Source organism: Streptomyces sp. WMMC1477 (assembly GCF_027460245.1).
In the GTDB taxonomy this organism is placed as follows: Bacteria; Actinomycetota; Actinomycetes; order Streptomycetales; family Streptomycetaceae; genus Streptomyces.
The window spans coordinates 4863390-4882375 of sequence record NZ_JAPZBD010000003.1; the positions used below are offsets into that span (position 1 = coordinate 4863390).

6 protein-coding genes are annotated in these 18986 nt (G+C 73.3%); 4 read left to right on the top strand and 2 right to left on the bottom strand.

Annotated elements, in window-relative coordinates:
• Positions 1-42: 42 nt before the first annotated feature.
• From O7609_RS21555 to O7609_RS21570, 4 genes are all read left to right on the top strand, one after another.
• Positions 43-10578: a type I polyketide synthase gene (locus O7609_RS21555; RefSeq protein WP_443072188.1), complete on the top strand. Its 10536-nt coding sequence runs from the start codon at positions 43-45 to the stop codon at positions 10576-10578.
• A gap of 70 nt (positions 10579-10648) precedes the next feature.
• Positions 10649-14761: a type I polyketide synthase gene (locus O7609_RS21560; RefSeq protein ID WP_443072271.1), complete on the top strand. Its 4113-nt coding sequence runs from the start codon at positions 10649-10651 to the stop codon at positions 14759-14761.
• Entirely contained in the window at positions 14758-16179 is a 1422-nt protein-coding gene (locus tag O7609_RS21565) for an FAD-dependent oxidoreductase (protein ID WP_269744073.1), read from the top strand. The genes O7609_RS21560 and O7609_RS21565 overlap by 4 nt, the downstream gene beginning before the upstream one ends.
• Positions 16180-16312: 133 nt before the next feature.
• Complete coding sequence (locus O7609_RS21570) at positions 16313-17092, top strand: oxidoreductase (RefSeq protein WP_269735352.1); 780 nt, start codon at positions 16313-16315, stop codon at positions 17090-17092.
• Between the two features lie 82 nt (positions 17093-17174).
• Here O7609_RS21570 and O7609_RS21575 read toward each other — a convergent pair whose 3' ends face one another.
• Positions 17175-18473: a cytochrome P450 family protein gene (locus O7609_RS21575; RefSeq protein WP_269744074.1), complete on the bottom strand. Its 1299-nt coding sequence runs from the start codon at positions 18471-18473 to the stop codon at positions 17175-17177.
• Positions 18470-18895, bottom strand: coding sequence for a nuclear transport factor 2 family protein (locus O7609_RS21580; protein WP_269735350.1), 426 nt, complete (start codon positions 18893-18895; stop codon positions 18470-18472). The genes O7609_RS21575 and O7609_RS21580 overlap by 4 nt, the downstream gene beginning before the upstream one ends.
• Positions 18896-18986 lie beyond the last annotated feature (91 nt).

Sequence of the window (18986 nt, forward strand, 5' to 3'; positions counted from 1 at the left end):
CGGCCAGCGATCGGACGACCACTCGGGGATGGCGAACGTCAGATGGTGAACGAAGAGAAGCTGGTCGACTACCTGAAGCGGGTCACGACCGAACTGCACACCACTCGGCAGGAGTTGCGCGAGGCGCGGGAGAAGGACCAGGAGCCCGTGGCCATCGTGGCCATGGCCTGCCGCTACCCCGGGGGCGCCAACTCGCCCGAGGCCCTGTGGGACGTCGTCGCCCAGGGCCGGGACACCGTCACGGAGTTCCCCCGCGACCGGGGCTGGGACGTGGAGGGCATCTACGACCCGGACCCCGACGCGGAGGGCAAGTCCTACACCCGGCACGGCGCGTTCGTACACGACGCCGCCAACTTCGACGCGGACCTGTTCGGCATCAGCCCGCGCGAGGCGCTGGCCATGGACCCCCAGCAACGCATGGTCCTGGAGACCGCCTACGAGGCGTTCGAACGACTCGGTCTCACCCCGCGGCAGCTCAAGGGCAGCTCCACCGGCGTGTTCGTCGGCTCAACGTTCTCCGGCTACTACGACCCCTCCCAGAAGCTTCCCGCCGGGATCGAGGGCTATTCCCTGGCCGGCAGCCTGACCAGCGTCGTGTCCGGCCGCGTCTCCTACACCTTCGGCCTTGAGGGCCCCGCGGTGACCGTGGACACCGCCTGCTCCTCCTCGCTGGTCGCCCTGCACCTCGCGGTGCGTTCGGTGCGCAGCGGGGAGTGCGACCTGGCGCTGGCCGGCGGGGTGAGCCTCATGGCCAGCCCCGTCGGGTTCATCCAGTTCAGCCGCCAGCGCGGGCTCGCCGTGGACGGCCGGTGCAAGGCGTTCGCCGCGGCGGCCGACGGTATCGGCTGGTCCGAGGGCGCGGGCGTGGTGCTGGTGGAGCGCCTGTCGGACGCGGTGCGCAACGGTCACCAGGTACTGGCGGTGGTGCGGGGCAGCGCGGTGAACCAGGACGGCGCCTCCAACGGCCTCTCCGCCCCGAACGGCCCCTCGCAGCAACGCGTCATACGGGCGGCGTTGGCGAACGCGCGACTGTCGCCGGGCGAGGTCGACGCGGTGGAGGCACACGGCACGGGCACCACGCTGGGCGACCCGATCGAGGCGCAGGCGCTGCTGGCCACCTACGGCAGGGACCGTGCGGAGGCCGCACCGCTGCGGCTGGGCTCCATCAAGTCGAACATCGGCCACTCGGGCCCGTCGGCCGGTGTGGCGGGTGTGATCAAGATGGTCATGGCCATGCGCCACGGCCGACTCCCCCAGACCCTGCACGTGGACGAGCCGTCCCCGGCCATCGACTGGTCTGCGGGTGCGGTGGAGCTGCTCACTGAGCCGATGCCCTGGAAGCGCATCGGGCACCCGCGCCGGGCGGGAGTGTCGGGCTTCGGCATCAGCGGCACCAACGTGCATGTGATTGTGGAGGAGGCTCCGCTGGAGGAGTCTGTGGAGTCTGTGGATGCGGCTGTGGTGGGGTCGGGTGGTGTGGTGCCGTTGGTGGTGTCGGGGCGTTCGGTTGGGGGGTTGGTGGCTCAGGCGGGTCGTTTGGGTGAGTGGTTGGGGTCGGGTGGTGGGGTTGGGGTGTCGTTGGTGGGTGTGGGTCGTTCGTTGGCGTTGGGGCGTGCGGGGTTGGAGCATCGGGCGGTGGTGTTGGCTGGTGATCGTGGTGGGGCGGTTGCGGGGTTGGGTGCGGTGGCGGCTGGTGAGCCGGCGGCGGGTGTGGTGTCGGGTGTGGTGGTGCCGGGTCGTGTGGTGATGGTGTTTCCGGGTCAGGGTTCGCAGTGGGTGGGGATGGGGCGTGAGCTGCTGTCTTCCAGTGAGGTGTTTGCGGGTGTGGTGGCGGAGTGTGAGGAGGCGTTGGCGCCGTTGGTGGAGTGGTCGTTGACGGAGGTGCTGCGTGAGGGTGGTGAGGAGTTTCTCGGCCGGGTGGATGTGGTGCAGCCGGTGTTGTTCGCGGTGATGGTGGGGTTGGCGCGGTTGTGGGAGTCGGTGGGTGTGGTGCCGGATGTGGTGGTGGGGCATTCGCAGGGTGAGATCGCTGCTGCTCATATCGCGGGTGGGTTGTCGTTGGAGGATGCGGTGCGGGTGGTGGCGTTGCGTTCGCGGGCGTTGGTGTCGTTGGCGGGTGGTGGGGCGATGGCGCAGGTGGCGTTGGGTGAGGAGGCGGCGTCGGAGCTGGTTTCGGCGTGGGAGGGCCGGGTGGGTGTGGCGGCGGTCAATGGTCCGGCGTCGACGGTGGTGTCCGGTGAGGTGGGTGCGGTGGAGGAGGTTTTGGCCCGGTGCGAGGAGGAGGGGGTGTGGGCGCGTCGGATCGGGGTGGACTATGCCTCGCATTCGCCGCAGGTGGAGGAGATCGGTGCGGGTCTTGAGGAGGCGCTTGCGGGGGTCAGGCCGGTGTCCTCGTCGTCGGTGGCGTTCTTCTCGACGGTGTCGGGTGGGGTGGTGGACACCGCGACGCTGGACGCGGGGTATTGGGTGCGGAATCTGCGGCGCCCGGTGCGGTTCGCCCCGGCGGTGGAGGAGCTGGCGCGTTCTGGGACGGGGGTGTTCATCGAGGTCAGTCCTCACCCGGTCCTCACCGGCGGTATCACCGACACGCTCCAGGCGTCCGGCGCGGGTGGAGGGGCCGAGGTGGCAGCGGTGGTGGAGACGTTGCGCCGGGATCGGGGTGGTTGGACGCAGTTCCTCACCAGCGCCGCCCAGGCGCACGCTTTCGGGGTGGAGCTGGACTGGGACGCGCTCTTCCCGACCAACGGCACGCACCGGCACGTCGACCTGCCCACCTACGCGTTCCAGCACCAGCGCTACTGGCTGGAACCGGTGGTCACCGACACCTTTGGGCCCTCCCCGGCCTCGGTCAACGGCGATCCGGTGGACGCCGTCTTCTGGGAGGCGGTCGAGGGGCAGGACCTGGACGCGCTCGCCGCCACCCTGGAACTGGGCGAGAGCGGGCAGGCGTCGCTCGGCAGTGTCCTGCCCGCCCTGTCCTCCTGGCGCCGCAAGCACCGCGAGGAGTCCGTGCTGGAGTCCTGGCGCTACGACGTCGCCTGGGCGCCCGCCACCAGCCGGGGGAGCGGGACCCTCTCCGGCCGCTGGCTGCTCGTCGTGCCCGACGGGGGAGTGGACGAGGCCCTCGTGTCGGCCTGCGAACGCGCGCTGGCCGGGGCCGGCGCTGACGTCGTCGCGGTGCGTGCCGTGGCGGGCGCCGGTCGCGAACGCCTCGCACTACCCCTCGCCGAGGCTGCTCAGGGCGAGGCCGCCGGCATCGTCTCGCTCCTCGGCCTCGACGAGCGGTCGGACGACCGTGCCGGCGGCGTCGCCCTGGGACTGTCCGGGACGGTGGCCCTCCTCCAAGGCCTCGCCGACGCCGGGATCGAGGAGGGACCGCTGTGGTCCCTGACCCGCGGCGCCGTCGCCACGGACGCGGGCGACCCCGCCCCCAGCCCGGTGCAGGCGCAGATCTGGGGCGTCGGTCGGGTAGCGGCGCTGGAGATGCCCCGGCTGTGGCGGGGCCTGATCGACCTTCCGCACGACATCGGCGACGAGGACGGCACCTGGCAGCGCCTCCCCGAGCTGCTGACCGCCCCCGAGGAGGACCAGATCGCCCTGCGGGCCGGTGGTCCGGTGGCCCGACGCATGGTGCGCGCACCGCTGGGCCGTGCCGTGCCGGCGCGCCACTGGCAGCCCCGAGACACCCTGATGATCATCGGCGCCACGGGCGTGCTCGGCGCGCAACTGGCGCGCTGGGCCGTGCGCGAGGGCGCCGAGAACCTGCTGCTGGTGAGCCGCCGCGGCATCGAGGCGCCCGGCGCGGAGGACCTCAAGGCCGAACTCGACGCGCAGGGCGTGCGCACCACGTTCGCCGCCTGCGACATCACCGACCGGCAGGCCATGGCCGAGCTGGTCGAGGGTGCGCGCGCCGCCATGCCGCCGATCCGGACCGTCGTCCACTCCGTCACCCAGGCCGGGCTCGACCCGCTGGCCGACATCACACTGGACCAACTGCACGACACCGCGAAGGTCGTCGGCGCCGACGTCCTCGACGAACTGTTCGACGACGACTCCCTCGACGCGTTCGTGCTGTTCTCCTCCATCGCAGCCTTCTGGGGCAGCGGGGACCACGCGGCCTACGCCGCCGCCAACGCCCACCTCGACGCGCTCGCCGCCCGGCGCCGCGGCCGCGGCCTGCCGGCGACCTCGGTCGCCTGGGGGGTGTGGAACGCCTTCAACGAGTCGGACGACACCAAGACCGCGGTGCGTTCGGTGCTCTACGACCGCGCCAATCGGCAGGGCCTGCCCCTGCTGGACGCCGGGACCGCCTTGTCCGGGCTGCGTCAGGTCCTCGACCACGACGAGACGTTCGTCGCGATCTCGGCCATCGACTGGGACCGCTTCGCGCCCCTGTTCACCTCCGCCCGCCCCAGTTGGTTCCTGGCCGACCTCCCCGACGCCCGCGCGGCGCTGGCAGCCGAGGACGAGCAGGCTCAGCGGGCGGCGGCGGAGGAGGACGAGGAGGCCCACACCCTGCGGAGCCAGTTGTCCGCCAGTTCCCGGGAGGAGCGCAGCCGCTTCGTCCTGGACCTGGTGCGAGCCCAGGTGGCCGTCGTCCTCGGCCACGCGACCGCGGAGGCGGTGGAGTCCGGCAGGGCGTTCCGGGACATGGGCTTCGACTCGCTGACCGGCGTCGACCTGCGTAACCGGCTCACCGCCGAGACGGGCCTGCAGCTGCCGGCCACGCTCGTCTTCGACTACCCCACCCCCCGGGGCCTGGCCGACTTCCTGACCCAGGAGCTGACGGGCGGGGCGGCGCCCGCCGACGAGGTCAGGAGCACGGCCGCCGCCACGGCGGACGAGCCGATCGCCATCGTGGCCATGTCCTGCCGCTACCCCGGAGGCGCCGAATCGCCGGACGAGCTGTGGGAGCTGATCGCCTCCGGGACGGACGCGATATCAGGCTTCCCCACCGACCGCGGCTGGGACCTGGAGCGCCGGGTCGCCCAGGAGGGGGACGCCGAACGCAAGCAGGGCACCAGCTACGTGCGCGACGGCGGTTTCCTGCGCGGCATGGCCGACTTCGACCCCGCGCTCTTCGGTATCTCCCCGCGCGAGGCCCTGACGATGGACCCGCAGCAGCGGCTCGTCCTGGAGTCGGTCTGGGAGCTGTTCGAGCGGGCCGGCATCGACCCGAGGTCCGTCAAGGGCTCGCAGACCGGCACGTTTATCGGATGCAGCTGGTCCGAGTACTGCTCGGGCGAACGCAACAGGACCCAGGAAGGCATCGAGGGATACCTGGTCACGGGGGGCACCCCGAGCGTGATCTCCGGCCGCGCCGCGTACACCTTCGGCCTGGAGGGGCCGGCGATCTCCGTCGACACCGCGTGTTCCTCGTCGCTGGTGGCGCTCCACCTCGCGGCCCAGGGGCTGCGCAACGGCGAATGCTCGATGGCGGTCGCCGGAGGGGTCGCCGTGCAGATCGAGATCGGCGCCTTCGTGAGCTTCAGCAGCCAGGGCGCGCTCGCCGCGGACGGCCGGTGCAAGGCCTTCTCCGCTGACGCCGACGGCATGGGCCTGTCCGAGGGCGTCGGCCTTGTCCTGCTGGAGCGGCTGTCCGACGCCCGCCGCAACGGGCACGAGGTGCTGGCCGTCATCCGGGGCAGCGCCATGAACCAGGACGGCGCCTCCAACGGCCTGTCGGCGCCCAACGGACCGTCCCAGCAGCGGGTCACCCGGCAGGCGCTGGCCAACGCCCGTCTGGACCCGGCCGACGTCGACGCGGTGGAGGCGCACGGCACCGGCACCTCCCTGGGCGACCCGATCGAGGCGCAGGCCCTGCTGGCCACCTACGGACAAGGCCGTCCCGAGGGGCGGCCGCTGTGGCTGGGCTCGGTCAAGTCCAACATCGGGCACACCGCCGCCGCCGCGGGCGTCGCGGGTGTCATCAAGATGGTGATGGCGATGCGTCACGGGCTGCTGCCTCGCACGTTGCACGCCGAGAAGCCCTCGGAGCACATCGACTGGTCCTCCGGCGCGGTCGAGCTGCTGACCGAGGCCCGGCCCTGGCCCGAGCTCGACAGGCCGCGCCGCGTCGGCGTCTCCTCGTTCGGCATCAGCGGGACCAACGCGCACCTGATCCTGGAACAGGCCCCGCCCGAGGACGCCGACAGCGCGCCGGAGCCGGCCGCCGGCGACGCGACCGGCGCGGCCCTCCAGGACACCAGGGGCGCTTCGGCCGACGGCGCCGGGGACACCGACGTCCCGCCCGGGCCGGTCGCCGCCTGCGGCGTGGTGCCGCTGGTGCTCTCCGGGAAGTCCGCGGGAGCCCTGGCAGGCCAGGCGGCACGGTTGCGTGACTTCCTCGGCCGACAGGCGACGGCCGAGACGGCCGGGGGAAACGAAGGGGGCAGGGAGCCCCTGGCGGACGTGGGCTGGTCGGCGGCCACCACGCGTGCGGCCCTGGAACACCGCGGCGTCGTCCTGGCCCGCTCCTCGCAGGAGGCCCGCGCGAGGCTGGAGAAGCTGGCCGCGGGCCAGGCGGCGCCGGGCGTCGTCACCGGCCTCGCCGCGTCCGGCGGTGACCGGCGCGTGATCATGGTGTTCCCCGGCCAGGGCTCTCAGTGGCTGGGCATGGCACGGGAGCTGCTGGACACCTCCGAGGTCTTCGCGGAGGCCTTGTCGGCCTGCGCGGAGGCTCTGGCGCCGCACGTCGACTGGTCGCTGACCGAGGTGCTGCGGCACGGCGGAGCGGAGGAGATGGAACGGGTGGACGTCGTCCAGCCGGTGCTGTTCGCCGTGATGGTCGCCCTGGCACGGCTGTGGGAGTCGGCCGGCGTGCACCCGGACGCGGTGGTGGGCCACTCCCAGGGCGAGATCGCCGCGGCGCACGTCGCCGGCGGACTGTCGCTGGCCGATGCCGCCCGGATCGTGGCCCTGCGCAGCCGGACCCTGGTCGAGCTGTCCGGCCTGGGGGCCATGGCCTCCGTCGCCCTCGGCCGCGACCGCACCGAGGCCCTGATCGCGCCGTGGCGTGACCAGCTGTCCGTGGCCGCCGTCAACAGCCCGCAGTCCACCCTGGTCTCCGGCGGGCGGGAAGCCGTCGCGGAGTTCACCGCGCTGTGCGAGAAGGAAGGCGTCTGGGCGCGCCGCGTGCCCGTCGACTACGCCTCCCACAGCGTCCACGTCGAGCGTGTGCACGACCGGCTCCTGACCGAACTGGCCGACCTCGAGCCGCGCACGGGAAACACCGCGTTCTGGTCCACGGTCACCGGCGACGCGGTGGACACCGCCACCCTCGACGCCGGCTACTGGTATCGCAACCTGCGCGAGACCGTCAGCTTCGCACCGGTCGTCACCGCCCTGGCCGGCCAGGGCGACGCGCTGTTCATCGAGGTCGCCCCGCACGCCGTGCTCACCGCGGCCCTCCAGGACTGCGTCGAGGCGGCGGGATCGCGGGGCGCCCTTCGCGGTGCGGCCGCCGTGGTCTCCACGCTGCGCCGAGACGACGGCGGCCCGGAGCGGTTCCTCACCAGCCTGGCCGAGGCGTGGGCCAACGACGCCCCCGTGGACTGGGCGGCCGTCTTCGCCGGGACCTCACCCCGCCGCACCCCTCTGCCGACGTACGCGTTCCAGCACCAGCGGTACTGGCTCGACGGCGCCCCGCCCGCCGGGGACGGCCGCGTCACCGGCGCCGGCCTGACCGCCGCCGACCACCCGCTGCTGAGCGCTCGTCTGCATCTGGCCGGAGGCGATGAGTGCCTGCTGACGGGGCAGTTGTCCCTCGCGGCCCAGCCGTGGCTGGCCGATCACACGGTGGCCGGCGCCGCGGTGGTGCCCGCGTCCGCCCTGCTGGAGCTGGCCGTGCGCGCCGGTGACGAGAGCGGCTGCGGCCTGGTCGAGCAGCTGACCCTGCAGGCGCCCCTGGTGCTGCCCCCACGCGGCGCCCTCGACCTCCAGGTGCGCGTCGCCGCACCCGACGCCGACGGCCGCCGGGCGCTGGACGTCCACTCCCGCGGCCCGCACACCTCGGGAAACGACACAGGTCACGAGCCGGGCGCAGGAGGCTGCTGGGTCCGCCACGCCACCGGCACGCTCTGCCCCGCCGCCCCGCCCACCGCCCCGCCCGCCGCGCAGGACCCGTGGCCCCCGCGCGACGCCGAACCGGTCGCCCTGGCGTCCTTCTACGCCGATTCCGCAGACCGCGCACACACCCTCGGCCCCGCCTTCCAGGCGCTGCGCGCGGTCTGGCGGCACGGCGCGGACGTCCTGGCCGAGGTCGAGCTGCCGGAGGAGTGGCAGCGGGACGCCGACCGCTTCGGCATCCACCCCGTGCTCCTGGACGCCGCCCACCAGGCCGCGTCGGCCGCCGCCGGCGACGCGTCCGGGCCAGGCCGGCCGGTCTGGCCCGCCGCCTACGGCGGGGCACGGCTGGAGGCGACCGGCGCCACCCGGCTGCGGGTGCGGATCACCCCGGCCGGTCCGGGGCACCCCGAGGACGCGGTGCGACTCGAACTGTCCGACGCCGAAGGGCTCGCGGTGGCCGAGGTGGCCGCGCTCACCACGCGGCCGGTGGACGCCGACCAGATCGTCGCGTCGCTCACCACGACCGGTGAACTCCCGCTCGTGCCGCGGTGGATTCCTCTCGACGGTGCCGCCGGAGCGCTCGCGGGCGAGGCCGGCGCCCCCGGCACACCGCGACCGGCGGGAGCCGCCCGGTGGACGGTGCTCGGCACCGGCCCCACGGCCGAAGCGGTCCACGAGGCGATCGCCGTGGCCGACGGCGTCACCGCCGACCGGTACGACGACCCCGCGGCGTGGACGAGGGCGACCGCGGACACCGAGACCCAGGACCGTGGCACCGACGCCGCGAGCGACGTCGTCGTGTGGGTGTGCCCGCCGGCCGCCGACCCCGAGGACGCCGGGGCCGTGCGCGCCGCCCTGACCGACGTCCTCGGCACCGCGCAGACCTGGCTCGCCGACGCACGCTGGCAGGACCGCCGCCTGGTGGCCCTCACCCAGCACGCCGTCACCACCGGTGACACCGACCCGCTCACCGACCCCGCGCAGGCCGCCGCCCTCGGGCTGCTGCGCGCCGTCCAGGCCGAAGGCGGCGACCGGCTGCTCCTGGCCGACGCCGACGGGCAGGCGGCCACCTACGCGGCCCTCCCCGCCCTCGTAGCCGCCGCCCACGAGGCGGGTGAGACGCAGCTCGCGCTGCGCGGCGGCAAGGGTCTCGTACCGCGCCTGGCCCACCTCGACCCGCCCGCCGGGCGGTCCCGGCCGGCCGAGCACGGCACCGTCCTGGTCACCGGCGGTACCGGCCGCATGGGCGCGCACGTGGCCCGTCACCTGGTCACCGCGCACGGCGTCCGGCACCTGCTGCTGCTCGGCCGCCGCGGCCCCGCCGCCCCGGGCGCGGCGGAGTTGCGTGCCGAGCTGGAGAGGGGCGGCGCGCAGGTGGAGATCGTCGCCTGCGACGCGGCCGACCCGCAGGACCTGGCGCGGGCGCTGGAGACCGTCCCGGCCGACCGGCCGCTGACCGGTGTCGTGCACGCCGCGGGCGCGCCCGACGAGGTCATGGTCGCCTCGCTGACCCCCGACCGGCTCGCCGCCGCGCTGCGCTCCAAGGTCGATGTGGCGCTCAACCTCCACCGGGCGACCCAGGACGCGCCGCTGGCGATGTTCGTCCTCTTCTCGCACGTCTCGGCCGTCCTCGGCGGACCCGCACAGGGCAACACCGCCGTGGCCAACGCCTACCTCGACGCCCTCGCCCAGCGCCGGACCGCGGCCGGCCTGCCCGGCCTCTCGCTCGCCTGGGGCCCGTGGGAGCGCGAGGACGCCTTGGAGCGCGCCGACCGCGCCAGGATGGCCCGGGGCGGCCTCGTCCCGCTCCCCGCCGCCCACGGACTGCAGCTCCTGGACGGTGCCCTCACGGCCGGCCGGGCGCTCCAGGTGCCGGTGCGCATCGACACGGCCCGGCTGCGGGCCGAGGCCGACTCCGGCCTGCTGCCCCCGCCCTGGCGCGCCCTGGTGGGCGGCCCCAACCGCCGCAGCGTCCGCTCCGCGGACGCCGAGGAACCGGGCGCCGCGCTGCGGCAGCGCCTGGCCGCCCTGCCCGCGAGGAGGCAACTCGAAGCGCTGGTGGACCTCGTCTGCGGCCACGCCGCCGTCGCGCTGGGACACGAGTCGGCCGACCAGGTGGAACCCGGGCAGGCGTTCCAGGACATCGGCTTCGACTCGCTCATCGCCGTCGACCTGCGCAACCGGCTCGTGGCCGCTACCGCGCTGCGCCTGCCCGCCACCCTCACCTTCGACTTCCCCACCCCCGGCGACCTCGCTGTCCACCTGCGCGAACTGCTCGCCCCCGACTCCGCCCCCGGCGAGACCGGCGACGGTGAGGAGCCGGGGGAGGCCCGGATCCGTCAGGCCATCGCCGCCGTCCCTGTCGAGCAGCTCCGGCAGGCAGGCGTCCTCGGCACGCTGCTGCGGCTGGCCGGGCTCGCCGAGGAGGAGGACGCCCGGCGGGAGGCTCCGGTGGAGGAGATGAGCGTGGACGACCTCGTCCAGGCGGCGCTCGACGACAACCAGTCCTGATCCACCCCCATCCGTCGGAGAGCACATGGCCAAGTCACTGGACGAGATCGTCGAAGCACTGCGGTCCTCGGTGGCCGAGAACCGCCGGCTGCGCCAGGAGAACAGCAACCTGGCGGCCGTCCTCCACGGAGGCGTCGCGATCGTCGGCATGGGGTGCCGGTTTCCCGGGGGAGCCACCTCCCCCGCCGGCCTGTGGGACCTGGTGCGCGAGGGGCGGGACGCGATCACCCCCTTCCCCACAGACCGAGGCTGGGACCTGGACGCGCTCTACGACCCCGAGCCCGGCCGGGTCGGCAGGATCTGCGTCAAGGAGGGCGGCTTCGTCGAGACCATGGCCGACTTCGACCCCGCGGTCTTCGGCATCAGCCCCCGCGAGGCCCTGGCCATGGACCCGCAGCAGCGCATGCTGCTGGAGACCTGCTGGGAGACCCTGGAGGACGCGGGCATCGACCCGCTCTCCCTCAAGGGCACCCCCACCGGCGTCTTCGTCGGGGCCCTCGGCTCCGGCTACGGCTTCGGTGCCGAACTGCCCGAAGGCATGGAGAGCCATGTCATGACCGGAAGCGCCGGCAGCGTCATCTCCGGGCGGGTCGCCTACTCCCTGGGTCTGGAGGGGCCCACCCTCACCCTGGACACCGCCTGCTCCTCCTCGCTGGTGGCGATCCACCTGGCGGTGCGGGCGCTGCGCAACGGCGAGTGCACCCTCGCGCTGGCCGGGGGCGTCGTCGCCACGCTGCACCCGGGGATCTTCGTCGGCTACAGCCAGCAGGGCGCGCTCGCCCCAGACGGCCGCTGCAAGGCGTTCTCCGCCGACGCCGACGGCTTCAGCTTCGGCGAGGGCGCCGGCACGCTGCTGCTGGAGCGGCTGCCGGACGCCGTGCGCAACGGCCACGAGGTGCTCGCGGTGATTCGAGGCACGGCCGTCAACCAGGACGGGGCCTCCAACGGCCTGGCCGCGCCCAACGGCCCCGCGCAGCAACGGGTGATCCGCCAGGCCCTGGCCAACGCCCGCCTGACGGCTGCGGACGTGGACGCCGTCGAGGCCCACGGGACGGGCACCAGCCTCGGCGACCCCATCGAGGCGCAGGCGCTGCTGGCCACCTACGGTCGCGAGCATCCGCAGGACCGGCCGCTGTGGCTGGGGTCCGTCAAGTCCAACATCGGGCACACCCAGGCCGCCGCGGGGGCCGCGGGCGTGATCAAGATGGTGATGGCGCTGCGCCACGGCCTGCTGCCCCGTACCCTGCACGTGGCCGAGCCCTCCCCCGCGGTGGACTGGTCCGCCGGTGCGGTGGAACTGCTCACCGAGCCGGTGCCGTGGCCCGAGTCGGACCGTCCGCGCCGCGCGGCGGTCTCCTCCTTCGGCATCAGCGGCACCAACGCGCACGTCATCCTCGAACAGGCCGCTGCCGGGCCCGCCCTCGCCGGGCCCCCGACGCCGTCCGCCGACGACGGGACGGTGGAGCTGAGGCAGCCGCCGAACGGGGCCGGGCCCGGCCCCGTCACCGTGCCCTGGGTCCTCTCCGGCCGCTCACCTCAGGCCCTCGCCGCGCAGGCCGCCCGTCTTCGCGACCACCTCCGCGCCCACCCCCAGGCCCGTCCAGTCGACGTCGGCTGGACGCTCGCCACCGCCCGCGCCGTCTTCGAGCACCGCGGCGTGGTCCTGGCCCGCGACACCGAGCAGGCCCTCGCCGGGCTCGACGCCCTCGCCACCGGCGAGCCCGCGGCGCAGGTGGTCCGCGATGTCGCCCGGCCGGGCCGGACCGCGCTCCTCTTCCCCGGCGGCGGAGTCCAACGCCCGCGCATGGGCGCCCAACTCCACGCTCGCCACCCCGCCTTCGCGCGGACCTTCGACGCTGCCTGCGCCCTCCTCGACGCCGAACTCCACGACGCCGGGCACACCGAACACCGCGTCAAGGACGTCATCCTGGCCGAGCCGGGCGATCCGCGGGCGGCCCTGCTGGACGAGACGCTGTTCACCCAGCCCGCCCTGTTCGCCTTCGAGGCCGCTCTGCTGGAACTGCTGCGCCGGTGGGGCGTCGAGCCCGACGCCTTCGTGGGCCACTCCGGCGGCGAGATCAGCGCCGCCTACGCGGCCGGGGTGCTCTCGCTGCCGGACGCCTGCCGCATGGCCGCCGCCCGCGGCCGGCTCATGCAGCAACTGCCCGAGCGCGGAGCCATGGTCGCCGTCCAGGCCGGCGAGGCCGCCCTGGACGGCGTACTGGACGACCACGTGGCGGTCGCGGCCGTCAACACCCCCGACGTCACGGTCATCTCCGGCAGCGCCGGACCCGTCGAACGTGCCGCCGCCGCCCTCGCCGCCCGCGGCCTGAAGACCAGCCCCATCCGCGTCTCGCACGCCTCCCACGCCCCCCTGGTCGAGCCGATGCTGGCCGCGTTCGAGGAAGCCGTCCACGGTCTCGACTACACCGAGCCACACACCACCGTCGTCTCCACCGTCACCGGGCGGCCCGTCGGCCCGGAGGAGATGACCACCCCCGGCTACTGGGTGCGCAACCTCCGCTCCACCGTCCGCTTCGCCGACGCGCTCGCCTGGCTGGACTCCCACCGCTTCGGCCTCTACATCGAGGCCGGGCCCCGCGGCACCCTCACCGCCATGGCCCGCGACGCCATCGGGGACCCCACCGCCACTCTCGTGCCGTGCGGACGCACCAACCAGGACGAGGAACAGGCCCTGCTGACCGCTCTGGCCCAGATCCACGCCCGTGGCCGGCCCGTCCACTGGCACAACCTGTTCAGCGGAACCGGCGCCCGCCGCGTCCCCCTGCCCACCTACGCGTTCCAGCGCCGGCGTTACTGGCTCGACCACGGCACCGCGCCTGTCGGCGGGGAACGCCCGGTGCCGCTCCCGCCCGGCGCCGAGGGGACCGGAGCAAACGGGGGGATCGAAGAGAACGCAGCCCCGCCCGCCCCCACTCTGCGGCAGCGCGTGGCGGGCCTGGCGGGCGCCGAAGCTCACGCAGTGCTGCTCGACGCCGTCCGCGCCCACGCCGCGGACGTCCTCGGCCACGCCACGACCGACGACGTCGAACCCGACCGCCCCTTCCTGGAGGCCGGGTTCGATTCCCTGACCAGCGCGGAGTTCCGTAACCGCCTGAGCACCCTCACCGGCGTGACTCTGCCGGGCACCGCCGTGTTCGACCACCCCACCCCCACCCTCCTCGCGGAGTTCGTGGGCGAGCGGATCCGCTCCGCCACGCCCGCCGCCCCCGCCGCGGCGGCTCCCTCGGATTCCTTGAGCACCCTTTTCCTGCGTGCCTGCGAGGAGGGCCAGCTGGCGGAGATCCACGAACTGACCGAACGACTGGCCGCGTTCCGGCCCGCCTTCCACGCCACCGGCCACCTCGGAGACGGAGACGGAGACGGAGACGGAGACGGAGACGGAGACGAGCGCGCCCCGTCCGAGGAGGCCGTTCGGCTGCCGCGCGGCGTGCGGCTCTGCGCGGGGGAGGCCAGGCCCCAGCTCATCTGCCTGCCGTCGTTCGTGTGGAAGCCGAGCCCGCACCAGTACACCCGCCTGGCCTCCCATTTCCGCGGACAGCGGGCCGTCGCCGCCGTCGACCTCGTCGGCTTCCGCTCCGGCGACCCGCTGCCCTCCTCCCTCGACGCCCTCACGGAGGTCATGGCGCGAGCCGTCCTGCGCCAAGCCGCCGACGCTCCCTTCGTCGTGGCGGGGCACTCCTCGGGCGGCTCCCTCGCCGCCGCCGTCACCCGCCGGCTCGAGGAGGCCGGAACCCCTCCCGACGGGCTTGTCCTGCTCGACGCCCACTGGTGGGGTGACCGCACCGGACTGGGATCGGACGACGCCCTCCTGGCCGTCGCCAGCAACCTCATCGACACCGACGGCCAGGTCTCCTCGCTGGAAGAGGACTGGGGCGACGCCTGGGTCACCGCACGCGCCCGCTACTTCTCCTTCGACTTCCGGCCCGGCCCGCTCACCACACCCACGCTGCTGCTCAGAGCCACCGAGCCGCTGCCCGGAACCACGCCAGACGGCGACTGGCGCGCCGCCTGGAAGCTGCCCCACACCGCCGTCGACGTCCCCGGGGACCACTTCTCCATGCTCGACGCCACCCACACCGAAGCCTCCGCCCGGGCCGTCGAGAACTGGCTCGCCGACACCGCCCGGGACCGAGCGCCCCAAGGAGCGTGCGATCGATGAACAGCCCCACCCACGGACTCGTGCTGGGCGGCGGCCACGCGGGTATGCTCGCGGCGACCGCGCTGGCCCGCCACCTGGACACCGTCACAGTCGTCGAGCGGGACCACTACCCCGAGGGCCCCGGCCACCGCAAGGGCGCGCCCCAGGCCCACCACGGCCACCTCTTCGTCGCCGGCGGGGTGGAGGCCGTCGAGTCCCTCCTGCCCGGGACCGTCGAGCGGCTGATGGCCGAGGGGGCCCACCGCATGGGCCTGCCCGAGGACTCGATCACACTCAACGCCTACGGATGGCAACACCGTTTCCCCGCCAGCCACTTCATGATCACCTGTGGCCGGGAGCTGTTGGACTGGGTCATCCGCGAACAGGCCCTGCGTAACGACCGCATCACCGTCGTGCAGGGCAGCGACGCCGGCGAACTGACCGGCGACGCCGACCGCGTCACCGGCGCCGTCATCACCGACGCACAAGGCCGCGAACGACACGTCGCGGCCGACGTCGTCGTCGACGCCCGCGGCCGCGGCTCCCGGCTCAAGCAGTGGTTCGCCGCCCAGGGACGCGAGGTCGAGGAAGAGGTGCTCGATCTCAAACTCCGCTACGTCACTCGCGTCTTCGCGCCCCCGCCGAGGACGATGAAGGAGTTCCACGCCGTCTTCAACCTCTTCTCCGACCCCACCGTGCCGGGCCCCGTCAGCAACGCCGTCATGCTCCCCATCGAAGGCGACCGCTGGATGCTGACCGCCTCGGGTGTCCGCGGCGGCGAACCACCCACCGACGACGAGGGCTTCCTCGCCCACCTGCGCCGCCTCGCTCACCCCCTCCTCGCCGACCTGATCGACCTGGCCGAGCCCCTCACCCACGCCCAGACCACCCGTACCACCTCCAACCGCCGCACCTACTACGAACGGCTCGACCCCTGGCCCGAGGGGCTCATCGTGGTCGGTGACGCGCTCGCCGCGTTCAACCCCATCTACGGGCACGGACTGAGCGCCGCCGCACTCGGCGTCGTCGCCATGGACCGCTCCCTGGACGACACCGGCACCGGCGACGGCGCCGCCCGCCAGGCCGTGCGGGCGGTCGGCGCCGTCGCCGACGAACCCTGGCAGTGGGCCACCGCGCAGGACATCCAGTACATGGACCTGGAGGAGGACGAGGCCAACCACCTGCGCAGCCAGATGGGCGCCTTCGTCAAGATGATGATGGACGCCGGACCCGTCCAGCCCGTGGTCAGCGCCGCCCTGCTCAACGTCCACACCCTCTCCGCTCCGCAGAGCACCCTCCAGGCGCCGCACGTCATCGCCGCCGTGCGGCGCGGCGCACGGCGCCCCGTACTCACCGGACCGCCCCTCACCGACGCCGAACGCGCCTTCCTCGCCTCCCACACCAAGAACGGCACCGCCCCCGGACCGGGCGGAGCCTGAACGGCCGACCGCCCCTCCCACACGCACAGAGCCCCCCGGAAACCGGACAGCGACGTCCCGGTGAGCGGGCCACCGACACCCCGGGAAACCGGACACCTCCCGAAAACCCGACCATCCGAGAAAGTGGATCGCCGTGCAGCTCAACCTCGCCGCCAAGACGGCCGTCGTCACCGGTGCCAGCCGAGGCATCGGACTCGCCACCACCCGGTTGCTGATCGAGGAGGGCGCGCGCGTCGTCGGCGCCGCCCGCACCATCACGCCCGAGCTCAAGGAGACCGGTGCCCACACGGTCTCGGCCGACCTCAGCACCGAGGAGGGCGCCACCGCCCTCATGGACAACGCCCTTGCCGAACTGGGCGGCGTCGACCTGCTGGTGAACAACGTCGGCGGCTCCAGCGACCAGCCCGCCGGCTTCCTCGACACCCCCGACAGCGAATGGACCCGCCTGTTCGACCTCAACATCCGCAGCACCGTGCGCATCACCCGCGCGGCCCTGCCCAGCCTCGTCGAACGCGGCGGTGCCATCGTCAACGTCTCCTCCATCGCCGCCCTGCGCCCCGGCCCGGTACCCGTCGCCTATGGCGCCACCAAGGCCGCCCTCAACGCCCTGGGCAAGTCCCTGGCCGAGGAGTTCGGCCCGCAGGGCGTGCGCGTCAACACCGTCTCACCCGGCATCGTGCGGACCTCCATCTGGGAGGACCCCGACGGGCCGATCGGCAGGAAGCTTGCCGAGGCGGGCATGGACCACGCCGAGTTCCTCGCGAAGGTGCCCGAGCAGTTCGGCATCACCACCGGCCGACTCGCCGAGGCCGAGGAGGTGGCCGCCCTGATCGCCTTCCTGCTCTCGGACGTCGCCCGCAACGTAACCGGCGCCAACTACGTCATCGACGGAGGCGCCATCAAGACCGTCTGACCGGACGTCCGACGACAGGAGGCGGGGGGGTGGAAGCATCGGCTTCCACCCCCCGCCTCCGTCGTGGGCCGGCGCTCTCGGATCAGCCCCGTTCGCCGAGCCGGACCGGCAGGCGGACCAGACGCCGCAGACCCGGGTGCGGGATCCAGGGAAGCTCCTCGGCCGGAACCGCGAGACTCAGGCCCGGAAAGCGGTCCAGCAGCGCCTTGAAGGCGATCTCCGCCTCATTCAGCCCCAGCGCCGCACCGATGCAGTAGTGCACGCCATGACCGAAGGACAGGTGCTCGGCCTGCTGGCCACGGAACCGGGCGACGTCCAGGCGGTCGGGGTCCGCGAACTTCCGCGGGTCACGGTTCGCACTCACCAGCACCCCGGAGACCTGGTCGCCCACCTGGAAACGGTGGCCGCCCAACTCCAGCTCCTCGGAGACGTACCGCATCCGCGTCCGCAGAGGCGGGCTGCACCAGCGCTGGAACTCGTGGACGGCGTCCGCGATCAACGAGGGGTCCTCACGCAGCAGTGCCATCTGGTCCGGGTGCGTCAGCAGCCCCACCGTGCCGTTCGCCACCAGGTGCGCCGTGTTCTCGTGACTGCCGGTGACCAGTGCCATCACCATGCCGACCGTCTCCACGTCGGTCAGCCGCTCCCCGTTCTCGTTGGGGGCGTGGATCATCGTGCTGATCAGGTCGTCGGCCGGCTCCTTGCGGCGCCGCTCGATGAGCCCGTGGAGGTACTCGATGGCCGGGTAGGCCGCCGCTGGCAGGGCCTTCGGATCGTGGGACATCAGGCCGTGCGCCCACTCCCGCCAGACCGGCCGGTCCTCCAACGGTACGCCGACCAGCTCGCAGATCATGCCCACCGGCATCGGCTGCGCCCAGTGCTCGACCAGGTCCACCACGCCGTCCTCGTCGGCATGGCCGGGCAGCGCGTCCAGCGACTCGTTGATCATCTCTTCCATGCGCGGCCGCATCGCGCGCACCCGCGCCGGGGCCAGCGCGTGGAAGACGGCCTTACGCAGCCGGGTGTGCCGCGGCGGGTCCCGGTCGGCCATCATGTCGCAGATGTAGGGGTAGAGGTCCTCGTTGATCCCCGCCTGCTTCATCAGCTCCTGGAGGGAGGGGGGAGCCAGCCCGTCGGGAACGTTGTCCGTGTCGTGGACGAACCGCGGGTCCCGCAGGAAGGCCCGCACGTCCTCGTAACGGGTCACCAGCCACAGCGGGCTGCCGTCGGGAAGCCGTACCCGCACCACGGGCGCCTGCTCGCGCAGGCGGCCGTACCCCACGTACGGGTCGTTGATGATCTCCGGAGCCATGAAGGACAAGTCCCCGGAAGGATCCTCCCCGGCCGCCGTCTGCTTGTCCGCATCTGCCGGTATGGTCATCGCTTTTCCCCTGACGATATGGGTGCGTCCCGGTCGACGAACGCGACGTCGGTCTGCCCCCAGAACGCCTTCACGTCCTCGATCAGCCCGGCGGAGTTCAGGCGGCAGACGCTCACAGCATTTATCTTCAGGCGCTTTCCGCCGGGATCCTCTGGATTATCGATGTGAATCTGCACGGGAATCGCGATGTGCCGACCGTCCTGAGAGGCGGTGATCTCACCGGGAATCTCGTGGACATTTCCCTTGATGGCGTCCGAAAGATGCTTTCGCAACGCGGTCTTCCCCTGGACCGGGGGCGACCCCACGGGGTCCTCGAAACGGACGTCGTCGGCGAAGACCTTGAGCAGTCTCCCGATGTCCCCCGCGTTGATGCACCGGACGTACTCCAAGGCGACGGCCTTGCGCTCCAGTTCGTCGAGCACGGACCTTTCCCTCTCCTCGGTACCCTCTCCGCATGCTCTCTGTCTGACGCGACGCCAGTTCACGTCTGCACGTCGAAGCGTGTGCACGGTC